The organism is Streptomyces sp. NPDC048462, assembly GCF_043200175.1.
GTDB lineage: Bacteria > Actinomycetota > Actinomycetes > Streptomycetales > Streptomycetaceae > Streptomyces.
Map to the genome: position 1 here is coordinate 217323 of NZ_JBICXG010000001.1, position 25069 is coordinate 242391.

Annotated in this window: 16 protein-coding genes; 8 read left to right on the plus strand and 8 right to left on the minus strand. The window is 70.8% G+C overall.

Annotated elements, in window-relative coordinates; all coding sequences use genetic code 11:
- Positions 1-5093, minus strand: a 5093-nt coding sequence (locus ACGFU6_RS00830) for an amino acid adenylation domain-containing protein (RefSeq protein ID WP_393607292.1), incomplete at its 3' end; no start/stop codon positions are given.
- 223 nt (positions 5094-5316) lie between these two features.
- Positions 5317-6651 carry a helix-turn-helix domain-containing protein gene (locus ACGFU6_RS00835; RefSeq protein ID WP_393607294.1) on the minus strand — a complete coding sequence of 445 codons (1335 nt, stop codon included), beginning with the start codon at positions 6649-6651 and terminating at the stop codon, positions 5317-5319.
- Between the two features lie 347 nt (positions 6652-6998).
- On the opposite strand from ACGFU6_RS00835, the gene ACGFU6_RS00840 reads away from it, so the two are divergent.
- Positions 6999-7190, plus strand: coding sequence for a hypothetical protein (locus ACGFU6_RS00840; protein WP_393607296.1), 192 nt, complete (start codon positions 6999-7001; stop codon positions 7188-7190).
- A gap of 114 nt (positions 7191-7304) precedes the next feature.
- On the opposite strand, the gene ACGFU6_RS00845 is transcribed toward ACGFU6_RS00840, so the two are convergent.
- The gene (locus ACGFU6_RS00845; protein WP_393607790.1) at positions 7305-10406 is read right to left on the minus strand and encodes a BTAD domain-containing putative transcriptional regulator; all 3102 of its coding nucleotides are present in this window, start codon (positions 10404-10406) and stop codon (positions 7305-7307) included.
- 244 nt (positions 10407-10650) lie between these two features.
- Between ACGFU6_RS00845 and ACGFU6_RS00850 the strand changes: the two genes are divergently transcribed.
- Entirely contained in the window at positions 10651-11073 is a 423-nt protein-coding gene (locus ACGFU6_RS00850) for a nuclear transport factor 2 family protein (protein ID WP_393607298.1), read from the plus strand.
- 35 nt (positions 11074-11108) lie between these two features.
- Here ACGFU6_RS00850 and ACGFU6_RS00855 read toward each other — a convergent pair whose 3' ends face one another.
- Both ACGFU6_RS00855 and ACGFU6_RS00860 read right to left on the minus strand, forming a co-directional pair.
- Positions 11109-11645 (minus strand): TerD family protein, encoded by a 537-nt coding sequence (locus ACGFU6_RS00855; protein WP_393607300.1) that lies wholly within the window; start codon positions 11643-11645, stop codon positions 11109-11111.
- Between the two features lie 495 nt (positions 11646-12140).
- A complete protein-coding gene (locus ACGFU6_RS00860; RefSeq protein WP_393607302.1) occupies positions 12141-14327 on the minus strand; it encodes a DUF4157 domain-containing protein in 2187 nt (728 codons plus the stop codon).
- A gap of 641 nt (positions 14328-14968) precedes the next feature.
- On the opposite strand from ACGFU6_RS00860, the gene ACGFU6_RS00865 reads away from it, so the two are divergent.
- Together ACGFU6_RS00865 and ACGFU6_RS00870 are read left to right on the plus strand one after the other, a co-directional pair.
- A complete protein-coding gene (locus tag ACGFU6_RS00865; RefSeq protein WP_393607304.1) occupies positions 14969-15247 on the plus strand; it encodes a hypothetical protein in 279 nt (92 codons plus the stop codon).
- Positions 15248-16221: 974 nt separating this feature from the next.
- Positions 16222-16752 carry a TIGR03086 family metal-binding protein gene (locus ACGFU6_RS00870; RefSeq protein ID WP_393607306.1) on the plus strand — a complete coding sequence of 177 codons (531 nt, stop codon included), beginning with the start codon at positions 16222-16224 and terminating at the stop codon, positions 16750-16752.
- A 232-nt stretch (positions 16753-16984) separates the two neighbouring features.
- Here ACGFU6_RS00870 and ACGFU6_RS00875 read toward each other — a convergent pair whose 3' ends face one another.
- Positions 16985-17434: a DUF5707 domain-containing protein gene (locus ACGFU6_RS00875; RefSeq protein WP_393607308.1), complete on the minus strand. Its 450-nt coding sequence runs from the start codon at positions 17432-17434 to the stop codon at positions 16985-16987.
- A gap of 311 nt (positions 17435-17745) precedes the next feature.
- Between ACGFU6_RS00875 and ACGFU6_RS00880 the strand changes: the two genes are divergently transcribed.
- From ACGFU6_RS00880 to ACGFU6_RS00890, 3 genes are read left to right on the plus strand one after another with little or no spacing between them, the layout of a single operon-like run.
- Entirely contained in the window at positions 17746-20103 is a 2358-nt protein-coding gene (locus ACGFU6_RS00880; RefSeq protein WP_393607310.1) for a histidine kinase, read from the plus strand.
- On the plus strand, positions 20100-20777 hold the full coding sequence (locus tag ACGFU6_RS00885) for a response regulator (protein WP_393607312.1): 678 nt from the start codon (positions 20100-20102) through the stop codon (positions 20775-20777). The genes ACGFU6_RS00880 and ACGFU6_RS00885 overlap by 4 nt, the downstream gene beginning before the upstream one ends.
- A gap of 25 nt (positions 20778-20802) precedes the next feature.
- The gene (locus tag ACGFU6_RS00890) at positions 20803-21144 is read left to right on the plus strand and encodes an SCO4225 family membrane protein (protein ID WP_393607314.1); all 342 of its coding nucleotides are present in this window, start codon (positions 20803-20805) and stop codon (positions 21142-21144) included.
- A 160-nt stretch (positions 21145-21304) separates the two neighbouring features.
- Here the strand turns inward: ACGFU6_RS00890 and ACGFU6_RS00895 are convergent, their stop codons facing one another.
- Positions 21305-22393 (minus strand): WD40/YVTN/BNR-like repeat-containing protein, encoded by a 1089-nt coding sequence (locus ACGFU6_RS00895; protein ID WP_393607316.1) that lies wholly within the window; start codon positions 22391-22393, stop codon positions 21305-21307.
- Positions 22394-22553: 160 nt separating this feature from the next.
- On the minus strand, positions 22554-23612 hold the full coding sequence (locus ACGFU6_RS00900; protein WP_393607318.1) for a LacI family DNA-binding transcriptional regulator: 1059 nt from the start codon (positions 23610-23612) through the stop codon (positions 22554-22556).
- A 214-nt stretch (positions 23613-23826) separates the two neighbouring features.
- On the opposite strand from ACGFU6_RS00900, the gene ACGFU6_RS00905 reads away from it, so the two are divergent.
- Positions 23827-25068 (plus strand): extracellular solute-binding protein, encoded by a 1242-nt coding sequence (locus ACGFU6_RS00905; protein WP_393607791.1) that lies wholly within the window; start codon positions 23827-23829, stop codon positions 25066-25068.
- The last annotated feature ends 1 nt before the right edge of the window (position 25069 follow it).

Consider the following 25069-nt stretch of genomic DNA (forward strand, 5'->3'; position numbering starts at 1 on the left):
GCGGTGAGGGTGGATACGAGGTTGCGGTGTGAGGAGAGGATGCCTTTGGGGCGTCCGGTGGAGCCGGAGGTGAACATCACGCACGCCACGTCATCGCCCCGGATGGGCAGGCCGAGATTGTCCGATGAGCAACCGGAGTCTTCGTCCGGCCTTTCCGTGCAGACGGCCCAGCTGCCGTGGAGACGGTCGGCGAGTTCCGTGCGTGTGACGAGGTGGCTGATGCCGGCTTCGTCGGCGGCTGAGCGGAGGCGTCCGTCGGGGAAGTCGGGGTCCAGGAGTACGTGTCCGGCGCCGGTCTTGAGGACGGCGATCAGCGCGGTGGCGAAGGTGGCGTCGCGTTCGAGGAGGATGCCGGCCAGGTCGCCTCTCCCCAGGCCCCGTGAACGCAAGTGGTGGGCCCAGCGGTTGGCGGATGCGTTGAGCTGTCCGTAGGTGACCGGCCGGTCGTCGTCGATGAGTGCGACGGCCTTCGGTGTGCGGGCCACCTGTGCCTCGAACCGCTCCACGAGCGAGACGTCGTCCACGGCGGCCACGGACCCGGCCCACGGCCCGAGCAGCAACTCCCGGTCGTCCGCCGACAACACCTCGAACTCCGCGAGGTGCGCCTCCGGGGCGGTCAGCGCCTGCCGCAACACCGCGCCGAGCACCGTCACCATGCGCTGCACGGTGGAGTGGTCGAACAGGTCCTCCGCGAAGACGACCACACCCCGCAGGCCCTGACCGTCGTCCGAGCGGAGCAGGAACTCCAGGTCGAACTTGGCCGACCCGTTGGCGAAGGTCTGGACGTGACCCGGCCGGAGCCCCGGCAGATCGAGCACGGGGGTGGCGGTCTCCAGGGTGAGGCAGATCTGGAAGAGGGGGTGGCGGGAGAGTGTGCGGGTGGGGTTGAGGGTGTCGAGGACGAGGTCGAAGGGTGCGTCCTGGTGGGCGAAGGCGTCGAGGTCGGTGGTGCGGACGTGTGAGAGGAGTTCGCGGAAGGTGGGGTCGCCGTCGGTTCGGGTGCGCAGGACGAGGGTGTTGACGAAGAATCCGACGAGGTCGCGGAGTGCTTCGTCGGTGCGGCCGGCGACGGGGGTGCCGATGGCGAGGTCCGTGCCGGCGCCGAGCCGGGTCAGGGCGGCGGTGAGTGCCGCGTGCACCACCATGAACGGTGTGCACCCCTCGGCCCGGGCCAGTTCGCCGATCCGCTCGAACACGTCGTCACCCAGGTCGACTTCGACCGTTCCGCCGCGGTGCGAGGCCTGCGCGGGGCGGGGGTGGTCGAGGTTCAGGCCGTGTTCCTCGGGCAGTCCCTCCAGGGTCTTCTGCCAGAAGGCCAGCTCCTGTGACAGGACGCTCTCGGGGTCGTCGGCCGAGCCCAGCGCCCGCTGCTGCCAGACCGCGTAGTCCGCGTAGCGCACCGACAGCGGCTCCAGCACCCGGCCCCCGGCACCCGCGACCCGCGCCTCGTACGCCTGGGCCAGGTCCGTGACGTACACGTGGCCGGACTGACCGTCCGTGGCGATGTGGTGCACCACGATCACCAGTTGGTGGGCCGCCTCGTCCAGGCGGAACAGTGTCACGCTGAGCGGGAGCCGGGTCCGTAGGTCGAAGAGGTGACGGCCGGCCTCGACCATGGCCCGGTCCAGTGCGTCCGGGGTCACCTCGCGGCGCTCGACCACCATCCGGGCCTGGGCGGCCGGGAGGACGCGCTGCCGTGGCTCACCGTCGACCGTCTCGAACAGGGTCCGCAGGGGGGCGTGCCGCTCGACCACGTCATTGAGGGCCGCCTCAAGGGCGTCGACGTCCAGCGCACCCTCCAGGCGCACCGCCATCGGCACGTTGTAGGCGGTGCTGCCGCCCTCCAGGTCCGCCAGCAGCCACAGCCGCCGCTGGGCGAACGACACCGGGGCCGGCCCCTCGTCGGGCCCCTCACCGGCGGACAGCGGAAGCAGCGCCGGGAGGCCCTTCTCCGTACTGATCTTCTCCGCGAGCCGCGCCACGGTGGGGTTCTCGAAGACGTCCCGAATGGTCAGCCGGACGCCCAGGGCCTGTGCGATCCGGTTGTTGAGGCGGGCGGCGAGAATGGAATGCCCGCCGTGGTGGAAGAAGTCGTCGTCGATGGACAGGTCCGTGGGCGAGTTGAGCGTCCTGGTGAAGAGGCTGGTCAGGAGCTCCTCCAGCAAGGTGCGCGAGGCACGTCCGCCCGACGGGACCGCGACCGGCTCGGGGAGGGCGCGCTTGTCGATCTTTCCGTTGGCGGTGAGCGGGAGCTGGCCGAGTGGGGTGAGGTAGGTGGGGAGGAGGTGTTCGGGGAGCCGTTCGGCGAGGTGGCGCCGGATGTCCTCCATTGCCGTGGCCGTGGTGACGATGTGTGCGGAGAGTTGCTTGTTGTGCATGGTGACGGCGGCTTGGGTGATGTGGGGGTGGCTGAGGAGGGCGGCCTCCACCTCGGCGGGTTCGATGCGGAAGCCGCGGATCTTGATCTGGTTGTCGGCTCTGCCTTGGTAGTGGAGGTGGCCGTGGTGGTCGAAGCGGGCGAGGTCGCCCGTGCGATAGAGGCGGGTGCCGGGAGGGCCGTAGGGGTTGGGGACGAAGTGGGTGGCGGTGAGGTCGGGTCGGTCGAGGTAGCCGTGAGCGAGGCCGTCGCCGGCTACGTACAGTTCACCGGTGGCGCCGGGTGCGCAGAGCCGGAGTGCGGTGTCGAGGACGTAGAGCGGCTTGTTGGCCAGCGGTGTCCCGATCGGGATGGCGGTGTGGGGTTCGTCGGAGGGTGCGATGGTGTGGGTGGTGGCGTAGATCATCGCCTCGGCGGGGCCGTACCCGTTGATCACCCTGATCCCCGGTCGGGCCTGCAACAGCGTGTGTACGTGGGCGGGAGACGCGGCCTCTCCGACCGTGTAGGCGGTGGTGACCGACGTGAACGCTTCGGGGTGTTCGTCGGTGAGGTGGTTGAAGAGGCTGGCCGACAGCAGCAGGGTGGAGACCCTGTGCCGTTGCGTGAGCTCGGCGATGAGCGCGGGTTCGGGCTTCTGCCCCGGTTGGAGGACGGTGGACCCGCCGTGCAGCAGGGGTCCCCAGAATTCGAGACTGAATGCGTCCCAGGAGACGGGCGAGGACTGGAGGAACACCTCGTCGGGGCTGGTCGGGAGGTAGGCCTGGCCGACCAGGGTCGAAACGAGGTTGCGGTGTGAGGAGAGGATGCCCTTGGGCCGCCCTGTGGAGCCGGAGGTGAACATCACGCAGGCGAGGTCGTCGCCCCGGATCGGTATCCCGAGGTTGTCCGCGTCGTGGTCCGAGACCTCGTCCGGCCCTTCCGCGCAGACGGCCCAGCTGCCCTGGAGGCGGTCGGCGAGTTCCGTTCGTGTGACGAGGTGGCTGATGCCGGCTTCGGCGGCGGCGGAGTGGAGTCGCGCGTCGGGGAAGTCGGGGTCCAGGAGTACATGTCCGGCGCCGGTCTTGAGCACGGCGATCAGTGCGGTGGCGAAGGTGGCGTCGCGTTCGAGGAGGATGCCGGCCAGGTGGCCCCGGCCCAGGCCCCGTGAACACAGATGGTGGGCCCAGCGGTTGGCGGATGCGTTGAGCTGTCCGTAGGTGACCGGCCGGTCGTCGTCGATGAGTGCGACGGCTTCCGGCGAGCGGGCCACCTGTGCCTCGAACCGTTCTACGAGTGAGGCGTCGTCCCGGTCGGCCAGGGCCCCGGCCCACGGCCCGAGCAGCAGTTCCCGCTCGGCCGCCGACAGCAACTCCAGCTCCGCGACCCTGCGACCGGCCGGCTCTCCCCGCTCCTCGGACGGGGCGAGGGCGGCCGTGAGGAAGGCGACGAAGCGGTCCTGGTGGGCGGCGACGGCGTCCGCGTCGACCTCGTCGACCGGGGTGTCGAAGTCGATCCGCAGGCCGTCCGCCGCGCCCAGGTCGTACACCGCGACGCTGAGGTCGTCCACCGGCCCGTTGCTCACGTTGTGGTTGATCGTGGGGTGGCCGCACACCGTCATGTCGGCGTTGAAGCCCATGATGTTGAGCACCGGCCCGGTCAGCCTGCGGGCTCGGGTGAGGGCGCCGGCATCCCGCCGCAGGTCCTCGTAACGCGTGAGCTGGTGGCGCAGACCGTACTTGACCTCGGCGGACACCGTCCGCACCAGTGTGCGCAGGGTCTCCTCGGCGTCCACCCGCAGCCGCAGCGGTACGACGTTCGAGGTCATGCCGGGCGTGCTGCGGGCGGCCTTCGTGGTGCGGCCCGTCACCGGCAGTGCGAGCATCAGCTCGTCCTGCGCCGTGACGCGGTGCAGGTAGACCGTGAACAGGGCGACCATCAGGACCGACCAGGAGACCCGCTCGGCGCGCGCGACGACGCGCAGCAGGTCCGCGTCCGCCGCCGGCACCAGGACCGTGCGCCGGGCGAAGGGCAGTGCGCCCCGGGACGTGACCGCCCGGCCGGTTCCCCGGACCAGGCTGTGCGGCGTTACCGGCGCTCCGGCCAGGTGCTCGCGCCAGGCGTCCCGTTCGGCGACGGCCTCCTCGGAGCTCCGCCGGGCGGCGTCCTCGGCGTGGAGATCGGCCAGCCGGCCGAACGGCGAATCGCCCCAGGGCTCGGCGGCGACCGCCTTCTCGTACAGCTCGACCAGTCGCTTCAGCAGCATCGACACGCTCACGCCGTCGACCAGCAGGTGGTGGAAGCCGTAGAAGTAGAAGTACCGGTCCTCGGCCAGCTTGATCAGCGCGCAGCGGACCGGCGACTCGCGGGTCAGGTCGAAGGGGGTGCCGATCGCCGCGTCGACCAGGCTCCAGGCCATGCGCTCCGGGTCATCGGCGGCGCTCACATCGGTGAACGGGAGGGTACGGGTGCCCGGTTCGGCGTCGATGAGCTGCCACACGCTGTCGCCGTCGTCCTCGAAGCAGCGGGTGCGCATGACGTCCGCCTCCTCGACGAGGCGGTGCCAGGCGGCCCCCATCAGCGTCGGGTCGACCGGGCCGAGGATGTCCCGGCACTCGGCGACGTTGTACTTCAGGCCGGTGGGGTCCAGGGTGTGAGCCGTCCAGATGTCGCGCTGGGCCTCCGAGAGCGGCAACCGGAAGGCGGCCGGAGCGGGTGCGACGGTCGCGTCGGACGACATGGGGTCTCCTGTGTGGGTCGCGGCGGGGATGGGCGGGTCCTGAGAGTGCGGGGCCGAGAGGTGCGGGCGGTGCGGGCCGGCGGACCGGGAGGGAGAGACCGGACCGGCCGGCCCCCGCCCTGTCGTCCGTTCCGGGCCGGCAAGGTCATACAACCGCCGGAGCCGGGTGCGGAGCGGCAGTTGTTCCGGCGGTAGGGCCAGCAGTTCGGCGGGGCTGCGGCAGTCAGACGGCAGCCGCAGCGCCGGCCGACGTGCGTACCACGCACAGGACGCGGAACCCCGGGCGCCCGTTGTCCGCACTGGACCGGACCACACCGCTGACCAGCAGCTCACGGATCAGCCGGCCGCACTCCGGCAGCGTGCGCCCGGTGAGCCGCACGACGTCCTGTAGCAGGAACTCCCCGTCGCCCAGGCGGCACAGGTCGCCGACGAGCGTCCGGTACGGGGCGGGAAGTGCGGAGAGGGTGTGGCCGACCCGCTCCTGGAGACGGGAGCCGTGCGGGCCTCCGGCGAGGTGGTCGAGCAGCGGCGCAGGGTCGGAGTCGACGATGTTGCGCAGGGTGGACAGGTCGCAGACGGCGAGCCAGGAGGCGGCGGCGCCGAGCGCGGCCGGATGGCCGTCGAGGCGGTGACAGATCCAGGCGACATCGGCGAGGCCCTGCGCGTCGGGCACGATGTCGGGGCGGACACGGCGGAGCTGGCTGAGGAAGAACCGGACGGCCGCAGCGTCCGTGTGCCCGGCGGCGGGCGCGGGCGCCTCCAACGGGGAGAGCAGGAAGAGGCGTTCGCCGGGGACGCTCCACGGCCGCTCCCCGGTGATCAGCAGGCGCAGGACGGGGAACTCGCGCAGCAGACGGCTCAGCCGGCCGAAGTCGAGGCCACTGGTGTCGACGTCGTCGAGGACGAGCACGGTGCCGGGTCCGCCGATGGCTCCCACGACATCCGCCAGTTCGGGCGGCAGGTCCCCGGCCTCACCGTCGCCGCGCAGGAAACGCGCGCACCCGTCGGCCAGTCGGGGCAGCGGGTCGTCGTCGGCCCGGAGGCAGTCGGCGGTGGCCTCGTCACCGGAGTGCCACAGCACGGGCAGACCGGCCTGGTGCAGGCGGGCGGCCGCCTCCAGGGCGAGCCGGGTCTTGCCGACGCCGCTCAGCCCGACGACGGTGATCAGCCGCTCGGCGCCCGACGCCAGCTCCTCCACGACCACACCGGTCTCCGCCTCCCGTCCCACCAGCGGGTACAGCGGCAGGGGCGGTGCCGCCCGCTCCACGGACAGGCGCCGGAGGTCACCGCCCGCCCGCGGCCCGCGTCTTGCCGCCTCCTCCAACGCCGTACGCGACCGGGGGCCGAGTCTCAGCGCGTCGGCGATCAGACGCACCGTGTCCTTTCTCGGCCGCTGGGCCTTCCCCTTCTCCAGGTCCCGGATGGCACGCACGCTGATGGTGGAGAGGTCCGCCAGCTCCCGCTGCGTCAGACCGATACGGAGACGGTGGCCGCGTATCAGGGAGCCGAGCGGGTCGGAGGTCGCCGGGCTGTCCTGCGGGGGGAGGCTGAGCGTCATGAAAGGACTCCTGCTCGTCGGGGAGAGGCGACCCCGGAAGCGGCTGCGGGCCGGGGCGCTGTGAGGGACGGCTGTCGTGCCTTGCTTCTGCCGGGAATCCTCCACACGTGGCCTATCCGGAGGGCATCGCGAGACCAATGCCGTCCGGGGCCCGTCGGCGCGTCCCGGGATAGCGGCGGGGTGCGCAGGGGAGGTGGTCATGCCCTGTCGGGACGGGCGTGCGCCGCAGGCGACAGGGAATGCGGGCCCGTGATAGCGGGGGGATAAGAGCGGGACCGGTGCGGTGAATCCGGTCATTCCTAACGTGGTGTCCAGAAGGAACGGAACACCGACGAGAGGACAGCCCGATGTCGAAGAACTCCACCACCCGCAACGCCCTCCGCGCCGCCTTCGCCACCGTCGCGGTCGTGGTCGTGACCGCGGTCGGTGTCCAGGTGGGATGGGCCGACGGCGCGTCGGGGACCGGCACTCAGCCGGCCACGACCAGCACCGCCACCCCCACCCCCACCGGCTCCACCGACAACAACCCCTGGGACTGACCACCCGGGTGCCCGGCCCCTCGGCCCCCGGGCCCGGAGCAACACCCGGCGGCCACTGAACCTCAGGGCCGCACCGAGCTCCATGGCCTCAGGGCTGCACCGAGCCCGATCGTCTCAGCCGGTGCCGAGCAGCCGCCGCGTCTCCGCCAGCTCACCCTTCATGCCCTGGTTCCTGAACACGTCCAGCGCAGGGGTCAGCAGATCGCGGGTACGCCCCGGTTCATCTTCCAGCAGCCGCGCCAGATCCAGGCGGGCCAGAGCGCCACCGCCGAAATCCATGATCTGCTCCCGGGCCGCTACTGCCCGGTCGAAGAAGTACCTGGCCCGGTCGGGCCGTCCCATCAGTGCGAAGGCATGGCCCAGATCGCGCAGTAGATGCCCCTCGCCGATCACATCGCCGGAGTCCCGGCACAGCTCCAGGACCTCCGTGAACGTCAGCACCGCGAGGTCGAACTCACCCCGCTCCAGCAGTAGCTGCCCCACCCTGCGCAGCGTCCGCGCCCTGCCCCCCAGATACCCGACCCCGTCGTAGATCTCCAGCGCCTCGTCCAGCTGGGTCTGCGCCGCGGCCTGCTCACCCCGGCGCATCCGTATGTGGGCGCTCTGCGTGAGCACGATGGCCCGCCCCACCACGTCACCGGCCCGGTCGAAGTCGGCGAGAGCCCGTCCGTACAGCTCCAGGGCGGTGTCGTCCTCGCCGTTCGTACGCGCGATGAGTGCCATGTCGCGGAGGCACAACGCCTCGCCCTGGGGCTCGTCCAGTGCCTGGAAGACATCGAGTGCCGAACTCAGGGCCTGGCGTGCCATGTCGAACTCGTTGCGGCTCATGTACAACGAGCCGAGCGAGGCGCGGACGGCAGCGGTGCCCCGCAGATTGCCGGCCTTGCGCACGGCGGCCAGCGCCCGCACATGGGTCTGTTCCCACAGGTCGTAATGACCTCGCACCTCGAACAGGGTGACCAAGGTCGTCGCCAGGTTCCAGCTGACGTCGTCCAGGCCCTCGTCGGCGGCGTGCTCCACCATCCCGCACAGGGCCGTCTGCTCCGCGTCGAACCAGGCCAGTGGATCGGCGAGCAGGTCCTCGGTGCACGACGCGGGCGGCGCCCAGCGCGGGGCGTCGCCGTGCAGCACGGTGAAGTCGCCGCCGTAGAGCTTGCGATGGGCTTCCTGCGCGAGGTACATCCAGCCGCCCGCCATGCGGGTGAGCGCGGCCCGCCGTACCTCCGGAGCGTCGTGCCCGGCCAGTTGCTCGCGGGCGTAGACCCGGATGATCTCGTGGAACTGGTACCGGTAGCCGCCGGTGCGCTCCACTCCGACGACATCCAGCATCTGCATGTCGACCAGCGGTTCCATCAGGTCCGACGGCACGGGGCGGTCGTCGTCCAGCAGGGCACCGGCCAGCCAACTGGGCAGCGTCGGTGTCCGGGACATGCTCAGCATCCGCAGCAGCCCGCGGTCCTCCGGTGCCAGACCGTTGTACGTGAGCGAGAGGCTGGCCCGCATGGTCATCTCGCCGTGCGCCAGTTCGTCCAGGCGGTGCCGTTCATCGGCCAGCCGGTGCACCATCGAGGCGATCGTCCAGTGCGGGCGGGCGGCGAGCCGGGCCGCCGCGATGCGCAGGGCCAGAGGCAGCCGTCCGACCGTACGGACCAGAGCCTTGGCGGATGCGGCCTCGTCCTCGACCCTCTCCTTCCCGATGATGCCGGACAGCAGCCTCAGCGCCCGCTCCTCGTCCAGGACGTCCAGCTCGACGCGGTGCGCGCCCGGCAGCGCGGTCATCCTGGACCGGCTGGTGACGAGGACGGCGCAGTCGCGGCTGCCGGGCAGCAGCGGTTGCACCTGGCTCTCGGTGGCGGCGTCGTCCAGGACCACCAGAAGGCGACGCGAGGCGAGCCGGGTCCGGTACATCTCCGCCCGCTCGTCCAGTGAGTCCGGGATCAGCTGACCTGGGATGCCCAGCGCCCGCAGGAAGCGGCCCAGCACCTCCGGGGCGGTAGCCGGTGTGCCGGTGCCGCGCAGGTCGCAGTAGAGCTGGCCGTCGGGGAACCGCGTCTCGGCGAGCCGGTGCGCGACGTTCACGGCGAGCGTGGACTTGCCGGTGCCCGGCTTGCCGGTGATCACGGCGAGCCCCACCGCCTTGCGGCTCCCGCCGCTGGTCAATGCCTGCTCCAGGGCAGCGAGCTGGGCTTCGTCCGCGACGAAATCCGATGTCGAGGAAGGTAGTTGCTGGGGCCGGACGTCGTGCGGCTGCGGATCGGCGCGGCCCGGGGAGGTGCCCTGGACGGTGGTGTGGGAGGACGGCGTCCGGGCCGGATCGGCGGTGTCGTTCCGGTTCGCGGAGCGCTCGGCACCGGCCTGCGGTGCGGGTCCCCCGGACGGCGCGGGGCTTTCGCTTCCCGTTCCCGCGCGCCCGGCCGCGAAGGCCGGAGCGGTGTCCGGATGTGTCCCTGCCATCTCGGCACGGGGTTGCGGCACTTGGACCGGCGGGGGCAGCTCGCCGGCCAGGATCGCCGCCTCCAGCCGCCGCAGTTCTATGCCCGGCGCCAGCCCCAGTTCCTGGTCGAGGATCCTGCGCCCGGCGCGGAACGCCTCCAGCGCCTCGGCCTGGCGCCCCGACCAGTACAGGGCGCACATCAGCTGACCGCGCAGGCGCTCGCGCAACGGGTTCTCATGGGTGAGGAGTTGGAGCTCACCCACGAGCCGGTCGTGCCGCCCCAGCTCCAATTCGATCTGCAATCGCAGTTCGACGGCGCTCAGTCGTTCCTCGTCCAGATTGCGGGCCTTGTTGGCGAGCGGGCCGCTGACCAGCCCGGTCAGCGATTCTCCCTGCCCCAGGGCCACCGCCGACTTCAGCAGCGTCACCGCCTTCTCCGCCTCGCCCTCGTCACGCTGCCGCCGCGCCATCGCGACCAGGCCGGTGAACAGCAGCGAGTCGACGTCCCCGGTGTCGACCTGGAGCACATACCCCGGCGGCCGGGTCGAGATCGAGACCGTGCTGTCCGCGCCGGCCAGCAGCTTCCGCAACCGGGAGACGCATATCTGTACCTGGGTGCGCGCGGTCTCCGGAGGACTGTCCTCCCAGATGAGGTCAACCAGGTAGTTCGTGCCGACGACCCGGTTCGCCTCCAGGAGCAACGCGGCAAGGATCACCTCCTGCCGGCCCGGAGGCACCCGCAGCGGCCCGTCCTTGCCTCGTACCTGGAGCGGACCCAGCAACTGGAAGGGGGGCCGTGACGTGCCGGGGGCGTGCTGGACCGCATGCGTCGTGCCCTCGGTCACCGAGCCTCCGACCTCGTAAGCGACTTGATACTCGGGATCAACTTTCCCAAAGGTTCCACAACCCTCATGGTCTGTCCATACTGTCGCGTGCCGAGTGCGATCACTCAGCGGATAGCGGCGTGATAGGCGGGGGTTGGGGCGCTGCGGAAGAGTGCCGGGCGAAGGAGAAAGGAGGCGTCCCATGCACGCCGACGCCTGGACGAACACAAGCCCCGACGTGATGAGCGACCTGGTCACCGCAGCCGGTACCGACCACGTTCGCCTCGTCTACGACTACCTCGACGCCGGTGACCTCGACGCGTGCGGATCGCTGCTGCACGACCGCGTCGAACTGGAACTGCCCGGTGTCCCCGTCGCCCGTGGTCGCACCGCGGTCCTGCGTGCCCACCGCGACCATGCCGGCTCCGCGGCCCGTCACGAGATCGACCGCGTCGTCGCCCGCGACCGGTCCATCGTCGCCGCCGGCCGCCGCATCACCTCCGGCACCGAGGGCGTCAGCCTGCGCTTCGTGGACTTCTTCCGCATCGCCGGGGACGGCATGGTGGAGTCCTGCACGCGCTACTACCACACGGAGCCGGGAAGGACCGGAGCAGCCGGAGAATGACAGGAGGACTGCCAGGCGGGGCGAGTGCCGGCCCGTCAGGAGCGCGGGGCCGAACCCATCTCCAGGCTGAAGGCCGCGGTATCGCTCTGGAACCCTCGGACCATCTCGTGGAACTCCCAGGTTCCGGAAGGGGTCCTGGTGAACTCCGCCACGGTCCCGGCGGTGCATCCGGCGATCCGTGTGAAGTCGTCGTTCAGCAGCTCGGTGTATCCGTCGAGGACCAGAACTCCGGTGTTCGACAGATCACCGAAGGTCTTGGGGCCGGTGTTCTGGTGGATCGCCACCCCGACCACCACCCTGGCGAAGGAGGGGGCGAGGCGGACGAGTTCCAGGGTCACCGCTTCGACGTAGCCGAAGCCCTGGCCGGTCCGGCTGTGCCGGCTCATGTTGATGGTGCCGTCCGGTGACCGGCTGTCGTAGTCGACGATGTACACGGGGCGTCCGTAGGGGGCGTCGGCCGAGTAGGTCGCGGTGATGATGTCGAGATGGTGGGGAGACCGGTCCCAGGCGCTCGGGTCCCACTTGAGCCGCACCTCGGCCTTCTCCAGCCCCTTGATGTTGCCACTGCTCACTCGACTACTGCCTCTCCCGCTGCCGATCCACCATGGGACGGTCCTGTCCCCGCACGTCAAGTATGGCCCTGATGTGTCCGGTTGATGCCTGATCCTCTCCGGTGCGGTTCGGGGTGGGCAGGTCGACGGGCCGGAGCCGGTCCGAGCAAGTGCCAACCGGCCGGGCCGGCAGGGGTGCGCGCACGCCCCGGGCGGCTTTGAGGGGGCGACCCGTGTGCGGGGCATGACGGCGCGCAGCGCCCGCTCGGACAGGCCTTCCTCCTCGTCGGGGTGCGCGGGGCGCAGGCGGTCCAGGTCCCTGGACTTCCTGGCCCGCAGCAGCTCGTCGCGCTGCTCGGGGGAGAGGCCGTTGGTCTCCACGGGCGGCTTGGAGCGTGGACCGGTCACCGCGACCCGCTGGATCACCGGGGGCGAGGGCCCGGACGACGGTGGCGTTGTTCCTCTCGGGTCAACGACGTTGGGTGCCCGGATCTCCGTGGCCGCGGGGGACGGGAGTCAAGGCCTCTCCTTCTCGTACTTGAGGGTTCTCTCCTCGTTCAGGCGCATGACCAGGTCGAAGGCGGCCACGGCGAGGGGCTTGAGCTCTGGGGTGCGCAGGCTGTCCCGCATCCGGCGCAGCTCGGCGACCAGGGCGACCTCCCGACTGCCGGGCCTGCCCACCGAGTCCTTCGCCGCGTCGACCGTGCCCAGCGCCCCGAGGGAGCCGTGGATGTGTCCCCAGTCCTCGTTCCGGTCGGCGACCTGGATCTTCTCCTCCACGGTCAGGTGCTCGTAGTTCCGCAGCAGGTCCTTTCCGACCGGCATGCCCTCCAGCCATTCGGAGCGGGTCAGGGGGATCTGCCTCCTCTCACGGTCACCGGCGTCCCCGTGCTCGACAGGCTTGGAGTACAGCGGGTCGTTCGCCGCGAGACCGGTCACCCCGAGCACGAACGCGGCGAACTCGGCCGGATTCTTACGGTAGTAGAGGCGCATGGGGTGAGGCAGCAGCGTGAAGTTGTGGGCGAAGGAGGTACGGGACATCAGGCCGCCCGCGATCGACTTCGAGTTCGCCATGTCGCCGAGCCCGGCACCGTACGACAGATAGCTGCCGATCAGGGTGACCAGCCCGACCAGCCCCTCGGTGGACTCGCCCCCGGTGATGTCCTCGGGGAGCCCCTTGGCCTCCTCCTCGGCCGTCCGGCGGATGGTGTCGACGGGGAGGAGGGTGTCCTGGTGCAGATCCGCTCTGGCCTCCTGGCGCTGCTCGAAGGCGGTGCGTCCGAGGAACTTGGGCCCCTTTTCGGGAAGCTGGAGGTATTCCATCAGCCTTGGCAGCTGATCGAGCTTGAAACCGCCGGTCATCTGCGGCGCGTAGACGAGCTCGCCGCGCAGCGGGAACACCATGATTCCGGAGCTCGCCGTGAAGCCGGCGACCTCCACGGCCTCGAGCGGGAAGGACTCCTGGCGCTGCCGGGCGTCCAGGGCGGCCGAGACCTGGGTGATCGCGTTCATCACCTCGACGACCTCGTCCCTCGTGCTGAGCGGGTCGGTCACCCATTCCAGGGCCGATCCTCCCGTCGGGCTGACGTCCGAGGTGAGCCGGTACTTGCTGCCGTGGCCGACCGTGCCCATCTTGGGTACGTCGCGGCCTCTGAGGGGGGTCTCACGGATCATGTTCTTCATGAGCAGGGGCAGTTCGACGTCGGTCATGAGGTTGTCGTAGTCCCCGGGAGGCTCCTGCCGCAGGCGTGCGAGCCGGGCTCTCCCCGCATCGGTGAGCTGGTGCTCCCCGGCGTTGCCCGTGGCTGCGGGGGCGAGCCACTGCCCCTTCAGCTCAGCGTTGGAAAGGGCCTGTTCGGCCGTGTCCCGCAGTTCGGGGGCGTACCGTTTGTCGGCGATCGTCGCCAGGACCTGTGCGCCGCGTACGGCGTCACGCTCCGAGACCTCGCTCCGGTAGTTCTGCTCGTCCTCCTCGGTCAGGTCCGTGTGATCGCGCACACGCCACTGCGACTCGAACTCGAAGCCCACACGGCGCTGGATCGCCGCGCGGTGGACGCCGCCGCCCTCGTGCACCTCGCCGTCGGCGACGCCGCGGTGCACGCTCTGGCCGCGGGCGACCCGGGCTCCGACGTCGGACGCCTCGCGCTCCTGTCTGCCGTCGGGGTCGCTGAGGCCGGCAGGGGCGTCGTGCTGTGAGGTGTGGTGGATCTCGTGGGCCATCGTCTCGACATCGCGCAGGACGCTCGCGCTCTGGACGACGATGTTGCTGCCGACGGTGTACGCCTTGGCGTCGATACTCGCGGCGGCCCGCTCGTCGACCGAGACCCTGACGTGGTCGAGCCTGGTGCCGAAGGCCTCCTCCATGGTCGAGCGCACCCTGTCGGGCAACCGGTTGCTGGCGCGGCCCGCCGTTCGCGCGGCCTCCCGCACGGCGTCCGGCCCGCTCGCGTCGCCGCCCCCGAAGGCCTGTGCGGCGCTGTGGGTGCCGGCTCCTTCGCGGGGCCTCTCGCGGTCGATCATCCGGGCGACGGCCGCGTTCCCGATCGCCCGTTGCAGTGCGCCCAGCGTGCCTGCCCGGAGCGGGACGCCGCCTGCGGTGGCGGTGGCCGCGGGTGTCGTGCCGGGGCTTCGAACGGTGATGTGGGGCTTTGCCTGTTCGCGGTCGAGGCCGGTGTTCCGATGGGAGTCGGCGGTGTGCCGCATAGGCGAATCCGTTCGAGCGAGATCTCTTGTGTCCCCGAAGAACGCGACTCTGCCGCAGGCGCCCCCGGGGCGGAAGGGCGCGAGGGGTGGAGGGCGATGCAATTCGGCCTACCCGGTCCCATGCCCCGCGCCCATCGGACGGGGGTTTCGGGTGCGGCCGGGCTGGGGCACCGGGCCGCACCACCGGACGGCGCGCCGGCCCGCACCAGTGGACGGCGCTGTCAGAGTGTGTGCCGACTGCGTGCGTTGACTTCGGCGAGCTGGGCGCTCAGTAGTTCGTCCCGGCCGGCCGGCCGTCCCGCTGTCGTGCACGCGACTCTCCGACCCGAAGGCCGCCCCCGGATCCGCCGTCGTCCGTTGTCACCCGACCGTTCTGTAGGAGGCGGAGGAAACCGCACCGGCCGAGGCGTCCGGTACCGGGTGATCATGGAACAGGCCGCGCTCGAACGGCCGTCGACGACGGCCGAGCTCTCCGCCGCGCTGGGGCGCACCCAGCTCGTTCGGGTCGTCGAGCGGGTGCCGTGCAAGCTGGTCGTGGCCGGCCGTTCCACGGCGTTGATGCTGCTGCCGCCCCGGGACGCAGGGCCGGTCGGAGCAGAGCCGACATCCGTGGTGGTGCGGGCACCGTGGAGGCGTTGCTCATGCCCTTCGAGGAGGTCTGGAAGTCGGCCCGCCCACTGCTGCTGTCGGCATCCGGCGAGGTGGAGGCGGAGCCGCGTACGGAGGGCCCGGACGAGACCGACCTCCTCCTGCTGTCCCTGATGCTCACCGGGCTGACCGACCGCACGGTGGCAGCCCGGACGGGCCTGGGCCTGGGCACGGTCCAGCGCCGGGTGCAGCGGCTGACGGAGATCGCGGAGGTCTCCACCAGGATGCAGCTGGGCCGGCACGTCTTTGAGCTGGGATGGGTACGACGCTGAGCCACGGAGTCACTGACCACGCTGATCGCCGGGAATGCCGCCGCCAGGGCACCGGGTGCCCTGGCGGCGGCCAGTAGCCCCCATATCGGATTAGACCAGCCAAGTGCGCTGGCCCTGCCCGGGAGTGCTGACGCCACGGCACAATGGACGGTGATGACCAGCACTGCCGCTCCGGGCCCTGGGCCGGACGGGCTCAGCCCCTTCGCCCACCTCACCGTGCGGAACAGCCCTCTACCGTGAGGTGATGCAGGCGTTCGTCACGGCCAAGGAACGCTTTGCCGTGCATCTGCGGCCCGAGGGCGTGCATGCCGCACTGCCTGGGGAGACGCGGCCCGGCGAGCTCGACGGGGTCGTCAAGGCACTGGACGAACTGCCGAGGAAGCCCTCGCCACCTATGACGAGGCGCCCACGATCGCGCAGACGCTGATCACCCACCGCTTCCCCCTCGGCGAGGCCGCGGAAGCCTTCCGCACGGCCGGCGACCGGGCTTCCGGAGCCATCATGGTCGTCCTTCACCCTTGAATGCCGGGTCCTGGTTCCACGGCCAGGGTGGGACGGAGCGGTGGTCGACGAGCCGCAGGCATCTGCCCGGGAGGGTGTGTGTGCGGGCGCGGGACCGGACGGTCGCCCGCTCCAGGTCGGAGGGGGCGTGCAGGCAGTGGGCGCAGGACAAGTCGTATCTGCGGGAGGGGAGGGGCCCGTGCACGGCCGGCGCCTCGCCGGGCGGCGGCGCTGTCACCGTTTCGGGTGGGCCGGGCATTCGGCTGGGGCGTACCCGCATGCGGCCGGGCCGCGTGAACGCCGTCCCCAGAACGCGATCGCGTCGGTGGTGCTCATCAGGAGTCCCTGTGCCGGAATGCGCTCGGTCCCATCGGGCAGCGCACTCGTGTCGCAACGCGGTGGGAGGGCAGTGGACTACTGACCCGTGTCCTCCAGTCGTTACGGTGCGAAGCAACTCGATACAGGAGCAGCACGTGAACTCAGTGACCGATTTCGCTGACGTTGTCCATGAAGTGCAGCGGCTCGTGGAGTCGCTCGACGAAGACCAGTGGTCGGCGCCCACCCCTTGCGACGAGTGGGACGTCAGTGCAGTTGTGGACCACCTGCTTGACCTGCAGCGCAATTTCCGGGTCACCATGACCGCAGAGCCCAAGCCGGCCACCTCCACCTTCCAGGACAACGCGGCGGTCCTGATCGCCGCGTTCGAGGAGGATGGAGCCCTGGAGCGCACGGTCACCACGCGACTGGGCCGTATTCCCGGCCTGACAGCACTCAACATCCTCATAATGGAGCACCTGGTGCACAGCTGGGACTTGGGCCGGGCCACCGGACGCACCCCGTCGTTCGCGGACTCCGTGGTGGAACGCACCCTGACATTCGCCCATGTGATGAGCCCGCAACTTCCTCCACAGCTCAGGAACTTCAAGGAACCGCAGCCCGTAGCGGGCGATGCCGCCGCCCTCGACCGGCTGGCCGCGGTGTCGGGACGAACAGTCACTCCCTGACAGCAGGACGGCACGCAGTACCCCAGCCGTCAGCCGTCTGCGCGGCCAGCACTCCCTGATCGCCGCTCGCCGCGGTGTCACGAGAGGTGTCAGGGCAGTCGGGCGGGGCGCCAGGTCTGCCAGGAGCAGCACTCCGTTCTCTTGCAGGCGGTGCCGTTGTTCGGGTGCGCCGGGCTCACTGGAGGGTGCGGCTGACCGGGCACCGTTGAGGTGCCCGGTCACGGCGCCGGGTTCAGCGGTTGATGCCGAGGGAGGCGGCGCGGGGCAGGAACAGCGTCTCCCCGTCCTTGGCCGTTGCGAGTGCCGAGATGTACCAGGTGCCCTTGGCCGCCTGTGCGGCCTCCTCCTTGGTGACCGTCAGCCGGTAGGTGCACCGGGAGGTCTCGTCCGAGAGGCGCCGGCAGGTGGCGTCTTCCACGCTGCGCAGTTCTGCCTCGGTGGGGTCGAGCTTCGAGCTCTTGGGCCACGCGAGGACCTTCAGGTTTCGGATGCCCGAATCGTCGCTCACCTTCGCGGTGAAGCTGAGCACGCCTGCGGTGGTGTCGGTCGGGGCGGTGTAGAGGGCCGAGCCGTCCTTCAGTACGGGCTTCGCGTCGGGGGAAGCCATGGCGTGACCGCCTGCGGCGGCGCCTCCGAGGGCGACGGCACCGATGAGGGACGAGACGAGAGCGCGCTTGGACATGGAAGATCTCCCTGGATGCTGGATGCTGGATGAGGAGCAGAGTGCGCCCGCAGGCCGCGGGTCGCAACGGGAAACTGACGCGTCCGAACGTGTAGCGGAACCGCCGGTCGGGCGCCTTCTCGATGTGATCGAGGCTATGGCCGGGAGCACGGTGGGGGCCTCGGGCGCCGGGATGACTGCCACGTCTAACCAGGGATGGAGAGCCGGCCCCGTTGTCGTTCTGCGCCCGCGTCTGCACCTCAGGTAAGAGACCGGAATCCACCTTCAGCCGGAGCCGGACCAGCGGGATGGGGTCCTAGCCTTGGCGTGTCATGAACCGAAACGACGACCGGCTGATCCCGGTCCTGTTGATCTGCGTCCAGGCCGTGGTGTGGCCGGGGGCCGCTCTGCTGCGCGGGGACCTTCCGTCCGCGTCCGCCCTCCTCGTGGCGGCCCTGGTCAACGGGCCGGTGGCGGCCGCGCTCGCCCTGCGCCGCACCCGGCCGGTGACCGCCCTCGTCTTCACCGCAGCAACCCTTGCTCTGGGCGCCGGACCGCTGCCCGCCGGGGCGACGGCGGTACTCGGGACCGCTGGCGTCGCGCTGGCCCTTTTCACCGTAGCCACCGAACGCGACACCTTCACTGCCGTGTTGTGCGTGGTGGCGCTCGCCGGCTGGCAGTTCCTGTACGGGCTGAGTCTGCACGGGCTGCACAACGGCAACGGACTCGACCTAGCCCTCACCGCCCTGATGTACCCCGCGGCCTGCGGCAGCGGCCTGCTGGTACGGCGTGAGCGACATGCGCTGCGGGCGACCGAGCAGCGGCTGCGGCGGGCCGAGTCCGAGCGGCACCGGCTTCCCGCAGCAGAACGGCGGCGTATGGAAAGGGAGTTGCATGATGTCAGTGCCCATCACCTGACGGCCGTGGTGGTCACGGTCGGCGCGGCCCTGGGGTTGCGCGACCGCCGTCCCGAACTGGCCGAAGACGCCGCCCGGTTCGCGATCGAGACCGGGCACGAGGTCACCCGGGCACTCGGCGCCGTACGGGCACCTGCTCCCTCACGCGCCGAACAGCCATCACCGCAGCAACGGTTGCTGGATCTGGTCGCGGGGTTTCGCCGGCTGGGACAGCAGGCGGACTGCGAGATCGACGCCCTGCCCGACGGCACCGTCGGGGACGCGGCCTTCGGTATCGTGCGCGAGGCGCTGACCAACGTCGTACGGTACGCCCCCGGTGCACGGACAAGGGTGCTGTGCCGGTACGGCGACGCCCGTACCGATGTTGTGGTCACGAGCGGGGCGCCCCTCGCCGGCACGGTGGCACACGGGGCGGGCCTCGGCGGGAGGCGCGGCCAGAACTTCCTGCGGTCCCGGGCCCGGGAGGCGGGCGGCACCCTGACCACCGGCCCGACCGCGATGGGGGGCTGGGAGGTGCGTGCGGTCCTCCCCGGCCGGAGTGCTGCCGCTGTCGAGCGGCTGGTTCCGCGAAGCTACCGCGTGGCGCAGGTGACGGCCGCCATCGGTCTTGTCGTGCAGCCGTTGCTGCCGACTCTGGTCATCCGGGCCGAGACCGTATCAGGCGGCGGGCAGGTGTCCGCGGGGGCTTTCTTCGCCCTGCTGGCCGCGGCACAGGCGGTCACGCTCCTGTGGCTGCGCCGGGCGCCGCGCGCCGTGCAGGGCGCACTGTGCGCCCTGGCCCTGCTCTGGCCGGTGGCGATGCTCACGGGTGACTACACCGGCGAGGTCCTCCTCCCACCGGCGTTGAGCCTGCTCGCCACCTGCGCGGCGCTCGCCGCGCAGGCAGCCGGTGCGGCCGGCCATCGACCCGCCGGAGACCGCCCGCACCGGTTCCTGCCGGCTGCGGTCGCGGCGGTGCATGCGGTGGCCGCGACCGGCGCGGTGATGGAACGGGGAACGGCCCTTCCGCTCTGGGAGGTCGCCGCCCTGTCGACGGGCGGTGCGGCGGCGGCCGTCGGAGCGGCCTGGTGGGCGGGGACTCTGCGCGGGCGGCAGGGGCAGGCCGCCCGCCGCGCGCGGGAGGGCCGCGTCGCCGACTGGACCGTGGAGGCGGTCAGGGACGCGTGGCGCGAGCGCCGCCGCATCGCCTCCGGACTGGAGGGCACCGTGCTGGCGCGCACCGCCGACATGGTGAGGGAGGCACAGGCAGGCCGGCTCGAAGAGACCGCAGAGCGCGCCCGCGAGTCCCTCGCAGGGATGCGTGCCCTGCTCGATACCGTCCGGCACGACGAGACTGGGCAGGGGCTGCGGCCGCAGCCCACGCTCCAGGCACTGGACCTGCTCGCCCGCCAGTGCCGGGCCACCGGCCGCGAGGTGGAGATACGGCTGGCCGACCGGGTGCCGGAATGCCTGCCCACCGCTGTGGACCTGGCTGCTTACCACGTCGCCGAGACGGTGCTGACCGCAGGCGGGACGGAACCGGCAGTGATCGAACTCGATGCCTTCGACGGTACATTGACGCTCACGGCCACAGGGGTGACGCATGCCGTCCACCCCGCCGTACAGGCACGGCTGGCGGTACGGATCGCGGCGCTCGACGGCACGATCACCACGCAGCCGGCGGGCACGTTCAGCCTCCGGCTTCCCTTCGCTCCGGGCACAACGGGAGGAGCCGCCGCGGACGCACCGCCGGCGGTCGCCGAGTGCGACGACGAGGAGCAGAGGAAACCATGAGCATCAGAGTGCTGGTCGCCGACGACCAGGGCATCGTACGGGCGGGGTTCGTCGCCGTGATCGACGCCGAGGAGGACATGACGGTCGTCGGCCAAGCCGCCGACGGAGTCACAGCGGTCCAGCTCGACGAAGAGCTGGAGCCCGACGTGGTCGTCATGGACGTCCGCATGCCCGAACTGGACGGCATCGCCGCCACCCGGATCATCACCGGCCGTCGGCACGCGCCTCGGGTCCTGGTGCTGACGACCTTCGATCTCGACGCCTACGTCTTCGACGCACTACGCTCCGGTGCCTCCGGGTTCCTGCTCAAGGACGCGCACGCCGCAGAACTGCTGCAAGGCATCCGGGTCGTGGCCGCGGGCGAAAGCGTGCTCTCGCCATCCGCGACCCGCAGACTCATCGGTCACTACGCCTCCGCGGCATTCACCGGAGCCGAAAGCGGCGTCCGCGAGCTGGACAGCCTGACCGGCCGCGAGCGGGACGTCTTGGCCCTGGTCGCGTCCGGACTCACCAACGCGGAGATCGCCGAGCAGCTCGGCATCACCGTCGGCACCGTGAAATCCCATGTGAACGCGCTGCTGCGCAAGCTCGGACTGCGCGATCGGGTACAGGCGACGATCCTCGCCTACGACCTCGGCCTCGCCCACCCGAACCCGCCCGGCACTCACCTGTAGCAGCCTCCGATCGTTCCCACACCACATGTCCGAGGGGACCACCACCATGACCGATCCGGACCGATTCCCTGACCGCGGTCGACGTCTGTCTGCCGGCGAGGTCATCGCCCTGGTCTACCTCGTGGTCTGCGCCGCCCTGCTCATATGGGCATTCGTGGCTACCGTCGGTGACGGCTCCGGCGAGTCCATGGCAGCAGTCATCCCACTGCTCGCAACGGCTCCCGTCAGCCTCGTAGCGCTGGTGCTGCCGGGAGGTACCGCGATGCTCGTCCTTGCCGTCGCCCTCGGCGCACTGGCCAACGCCGCGATCATCAGGTGGTGCGCCCGCGCGCTGAGCCGCGCCACCAAACCGGACCCGGCACCCTGAGCACCGGCACCCCGCCTCCCGGTTCCCGACCCTGCCCGCCCGTCGCAGCGACGCGTTCGGCCACGGGCTCAAGGGCCCGTGCCAGGCCGGACACGATGACTCCGTGCAGAGGTCGTGCTGTCACGGGGGCGGCCCTCCGCCGCTGGTACGGCGGCACGGATCAGCCCCCGGTGGCCGCCGCCCGGACGCACAGGACATCCGGCAGGTGCGAGATGAGCTGCTGCCAGCTGTCCCCGTCGTCCGCGCTCGCGTAGACCTCGCCGTTGCGGTTGCCGAAGTAGACCCCCGCCGGATCGGCGTCGTCGGTACAGAGCGCGTCACGCAGCACCGTGCCGTAGTGAGCCCCCTCCGGGAGGCCCGCGGACAGGGGCTCCCAGCTGTCTCCCGCGTCCCGGGTCCGGAAGACCCGGCAGCGGTGCTCGGCCGGTACCCGGTCGGCGTCGGCGTTGATCGGGAAGACGTACGCGGTGTCCGCCCGGTGCGGGTGCGCGGCCACGGCGAAGCCGAAGTCGGAGGGCAGCCCCTCGCCGATGTCCGTCCAGTTGCTCCCGGCGTCGTCGCTGCGGAACACGCCCCAGTGGTTCTGGAGGTAGAGCCGGTCGGGGTCGACCGCGTCCCGGCTGACCTTGTGCACGCACTGGCCGAACTCCGGGTTCGGGTCGGGCAGGAAGACGGCCGACACCCCCCTGTTGGCCGGGGTCCAGCTCTCGCCGCCGTCGGCGGTCCTGAACACCCCGGCGGTGGAGACCGCGACCGTCACCGCCTGTGCGTCCCGCTCGTCGGTCAGGACGGTGTGCAGCCCCTCGCCGCCCCCGCCCGGCACCCATTTCGAACGCGTCGGGTGCTCCCAGAGCGGGCGGATCAGCTCGAACGACTCGCCGCTGTCCCGCGACCGGAACAGCGCGGCCGGCTCGGTGCCCGCGTACACGACGTCGGGAGCCTCGGGGCCTGCGGGCTGCAGCTGCCAGACCCGCTCCAGGGACGTCCCGGTGAACTCCGGGAACTTCACCGCCGGGCGCTTCGGCTCGACCCAGCTGGCGCCCAGGTCGTCGGAGTGGAAGACGGACGGGCCCCAGTGCGCGCTGTCGCCGCCGACCAGCAGGCGGGGGATCTTCCGGCGGGTGTCGATGGCCACCGAGTAGATCGCCTGGGCATTGAAATGCGGACCGTCGAACTTCCACGCGCCATCGTGTCTGCGGCCGATGAAGAGTCCTTTGCGGGTACCCACGGTGAGCAGAACATCGGTCATGACCCGAACCTCCCGAAACGCCGTTGTGCCGGATACGGGCCAGTCTGCACCCGGCCACTGACAGCGGCGCGCAGGACGGCGCGTGACACCGCCTCTTCCGCGGTCGTGCCCGCTGCCCGGGGGCGGGCGGGTGACCGGCCGGACCCGTGACGGCTCCGGGTCAGCGGCAGGGCGCCGCCGTGCTGCTGCGCACCACCAGGTTGGTGGCCAGGTCGACCCGGGTCGTCGCCGGCTGCCGGCCCCGGCCCAGGTCGAGGACCAGGCGGGCGGCTGTCTCGGCCATCTCTATGAGCGGCTGGCGCACGGTGGTGAGCGGCGGGCCGATCCACCGGGTGAGCGGCAGGTCGTCGAAGCCCACGACGCTGAGGTCCTCGGGGATGCGCAGGCCCAGCTCCCGCGCCGCCTCGTACACGCCGAGTGCCTGGAGGTCGTTGCCGGCGAAGACCGCGGTCGGCCGGTCGGTGCGGCGCAGCAGCTCCAGGCCCGCGGTGTAGCCCGCCTCGTGCTGGAACTCGCCCTCGCGGACCAGGCTGGGATCGATCGGCAGGCCCGCGGTCTCCAGGGCGGCGCGGTAGCCGTCCACCCGGGCCCGGCTGCACATCATCCGGGACGGGCCGCTGATGACCCCGATCCGCCGGTGCCCGAGCGCGGTGAGATGCCGGGTGGCGGCCAGCCCGCCCTGCCAGTTGGTCGTCCCGACCGAGGGGACGTCGTCGCCGGGATCGCCCGCCGGGTCGACGACCGCGTACGGGATGCTGCGGCTGGTCAGCTGGGCGCGCTGGGCCGCGGTGAGGTCCGAGAGCACCAGGATCACCCCGACCGGCCGCCTGGCCAGCACCCCGTCCACCCAGGTCTGCCCCGGGGTGAGCCGGCCCGCGCTCTCCGAGAGGACCAGGCTCAGCCCCTCCTCCCTGGCGACGTTCTCCACCCCGCGCACGACCTCCATGGCCCAGGCGCTGTCCAGCTCGTGGAAGACCAGGTCGATCAGCTGGGACTGGGTCGTGGAGCCGCGTCTGCGGCGGTAGCCGTGCACCAGCAGCAGCTCCTCCACCTTGGTGCGGGTACCCGGGGCGACATCGGCGCGCCCGTTCAGCACCTTCGAAACTGTCGGAGCCGAGACTCCGGCCGCTCGGGCGATTTCCGCCAGCGTGGCGCTGCCTTCCGACGGTTCGCCGGCCGGCGCGTTCTCCTGATGTGACTGGACGTTTGCGGGGCTCATAAGGGGATCGTAGCTTCCCCCGGCGCCGTACGGCGCCTGGGTCAGGCGCGAGTAAATACCGTTCCCCGACCCCTTGACGCACTCGAAACCCGACCGTACCGTTCCGGCAACATTCGGAAGTGACACCGAAACATTCGACAGAGGTGCGGTCATGGGGTCGGGAATTTTCACTCAGAAGACGCGTGTGGCCAGATGGACCGCGATGGGCGCTGCCATGGTCATGGCAGGCGTGCTGACCGGCTGCGGATCGGACAGCGACGGTGGCGGCGGCACCATCACGGCGTATGTCTATGGCGACGACGCGGTCAAGATCCAGGAGGCTGCGGTCAAGGAGTTCAACAAGACCTCGAAGGTCAAGGTCAAGCTGATCCCCGTACCTGGCACGGACTACGTCAACAAGCTGCACAGCGCCATGGGCTCGCCCAGCGCCCCGGACATCTTCTACAACTGGGGCGGCGGCTCCATCAAGTCGTACGTGGACGCCGGCCAGGTGGTCGATCTGACCTCGACCGTCAAGAACGACGACACCCTCAAGGACAGCTTCATCCCGTCCATCGTCAAGGCGGGCAGCCTCGACGGAAAGATCTACGGGGTGCCGATGCGCGGCATGCAGCCCGTGATGCTCTTCTACAACAAGAAGCTGTTCGCCGAGAACAAACTGGAGGCCCCCAAGACCTGGGAGGACCTGCAGCACGTCATCACCACCCTCAAGGCGAAGGGCGTCATCCCCTTCGCGCTCGGCGGCCAGGAGAAGTGGCCCGAGCTGATGTGGATGGAGTACCTGCTCGACCGGATCGGCGGCCCCGAGGTCTTCAAGAAGATCGAGAACGGGGACTCCTCCGGCTGGGGCGACCCCGCGGTCCTCAAGTCCGCCCGGACCATCAAGGAACTGGTGGACGGGGGAGCCTTCGGCAAGAACTTCAACTCCGTCGACTACGCCAGCGGCGGTGCCCCCGCCCTGCTCAGCAAGGGCAAGGCGGCCATGCATCTGATGGGGTCGTGGGAGTACTCGACCCAGCTCGGCAAGGCACCGAAGTTCGCCAAGGAGGACCTCGGCTGGGCCAACTTCCCGACCGTGGCCGGTGGCGTCGGTGACCCGGCAGACGTAGTGGGCAACCCCACCAACTACTGGTCGGTCAACTCCCGGACCAAGCACAAGGACGCGGCCATAGCCTTCTTGAAGGAGATGGCCTCCAAGTCCTACGCCCAGGCCCTGGTCGACAACGGTGACGTTCCGACCACGTCGAACGCCGCCTCCATGCTGCCCGGATCGCCCAACCCGAAGTACGCGAGCGATCAGTACAACATGGTCCAGAAGGCTCCGAGCTTCGCCCTCTCGTGGGACCAGGCGCTGGAGACCGGGATCGCCACCCCACTGCTCACCGAGATCAGCAAGCTGTTCGCCGGCAAGTCCACGCCCGAGCAGTTCGTCGAAGCGATGAAGGCCGTCAAGTAAC

Coding starts and splice junctions, on each gene's coding strand:
- ACGFU6_RS00835 (WP_393607294.1), bottom strand. CDS start 6,651: ATGACGCTCAGCCTCCCCCCGCAGGACAGCCCGGCGACCTCCGACCCG.
- ACGFU6_RS00840 (WP_393607296.1), top strand. CDS start 6,999: ATGTCGAAGAACTCCACCACCCGCAACGCCCTCCGCGCCGCCTTCGCC.
- ACGFU6_RS00850 (WP_393607298.1), top strand. CDS start 10,651: ATGCACGCCGACGCCTGGACGAACACAAGCCCCGACGTGATGAGCGAC.
- ACGFU6_RS00860 (WP_393607302.1), bottom strand. CDS start 14,327: ATGCGGCACACCGCCGACTCCCATCGGAACACCGGCCTCGACCGCGAA.
- ACGFU6_RS00865 (WP_393607304.1), top strand. CDS start 14,969: ATGCCCTTCGAGGAGGTCTGGAAGTCGGCCCGCCCACTGCTGCTGTCG.
- ACGFU6_RS00875 (WP_393607308.1), bottom strand. CDS start 17,434: ATGTCCAAGCGCGCTCTCGTCTCGTCCCTCATCGGTGCCGTCGCCCTC.
- ACGFU6_RS00880 (WP_393607310.1), top strand. CDS start 17,746: ATGAACCGAAACGACGACCGGCTGATCCCGGTCCTGTTGATCTGCGTC.
- ACGFU6_RS00885 (WP_393607312.1), top strand. CDS start 20,100: ATGAGCATCAGAGTGCTGGTCGCCGACGACCAGGGCATCGTACGGGCG.
- ACGFU6_RS00890 (WP_393607314.1), top strand. CDS start 20,803: ATGTCCGAGGGGACCACCACCATGACCGATCCGGACCGATTCCCTGAC.
- ACGFU6_RS00895 (WP_393607316.1), bottom strand. CDS start 22,393: ATGACCGATGTTCTGCTCACCGTGGGTACCCGCAAAGGACTCTTCATC.
- ACGFU6_RS00900 (WP_393607318.1), bottom strand. CDS start 23,612: ATGAGCCCCGCAAACGTCCAGTCACATCAGGAGAACGCGCCGGCCGGC.
- ACGFU6_RS00905 (WP_393607791.1), top strand. CDS start 23,827: ATGGTCATGGCAGGCGTGCTGACCGGCTGCGGATCGGACAGCGACGGT.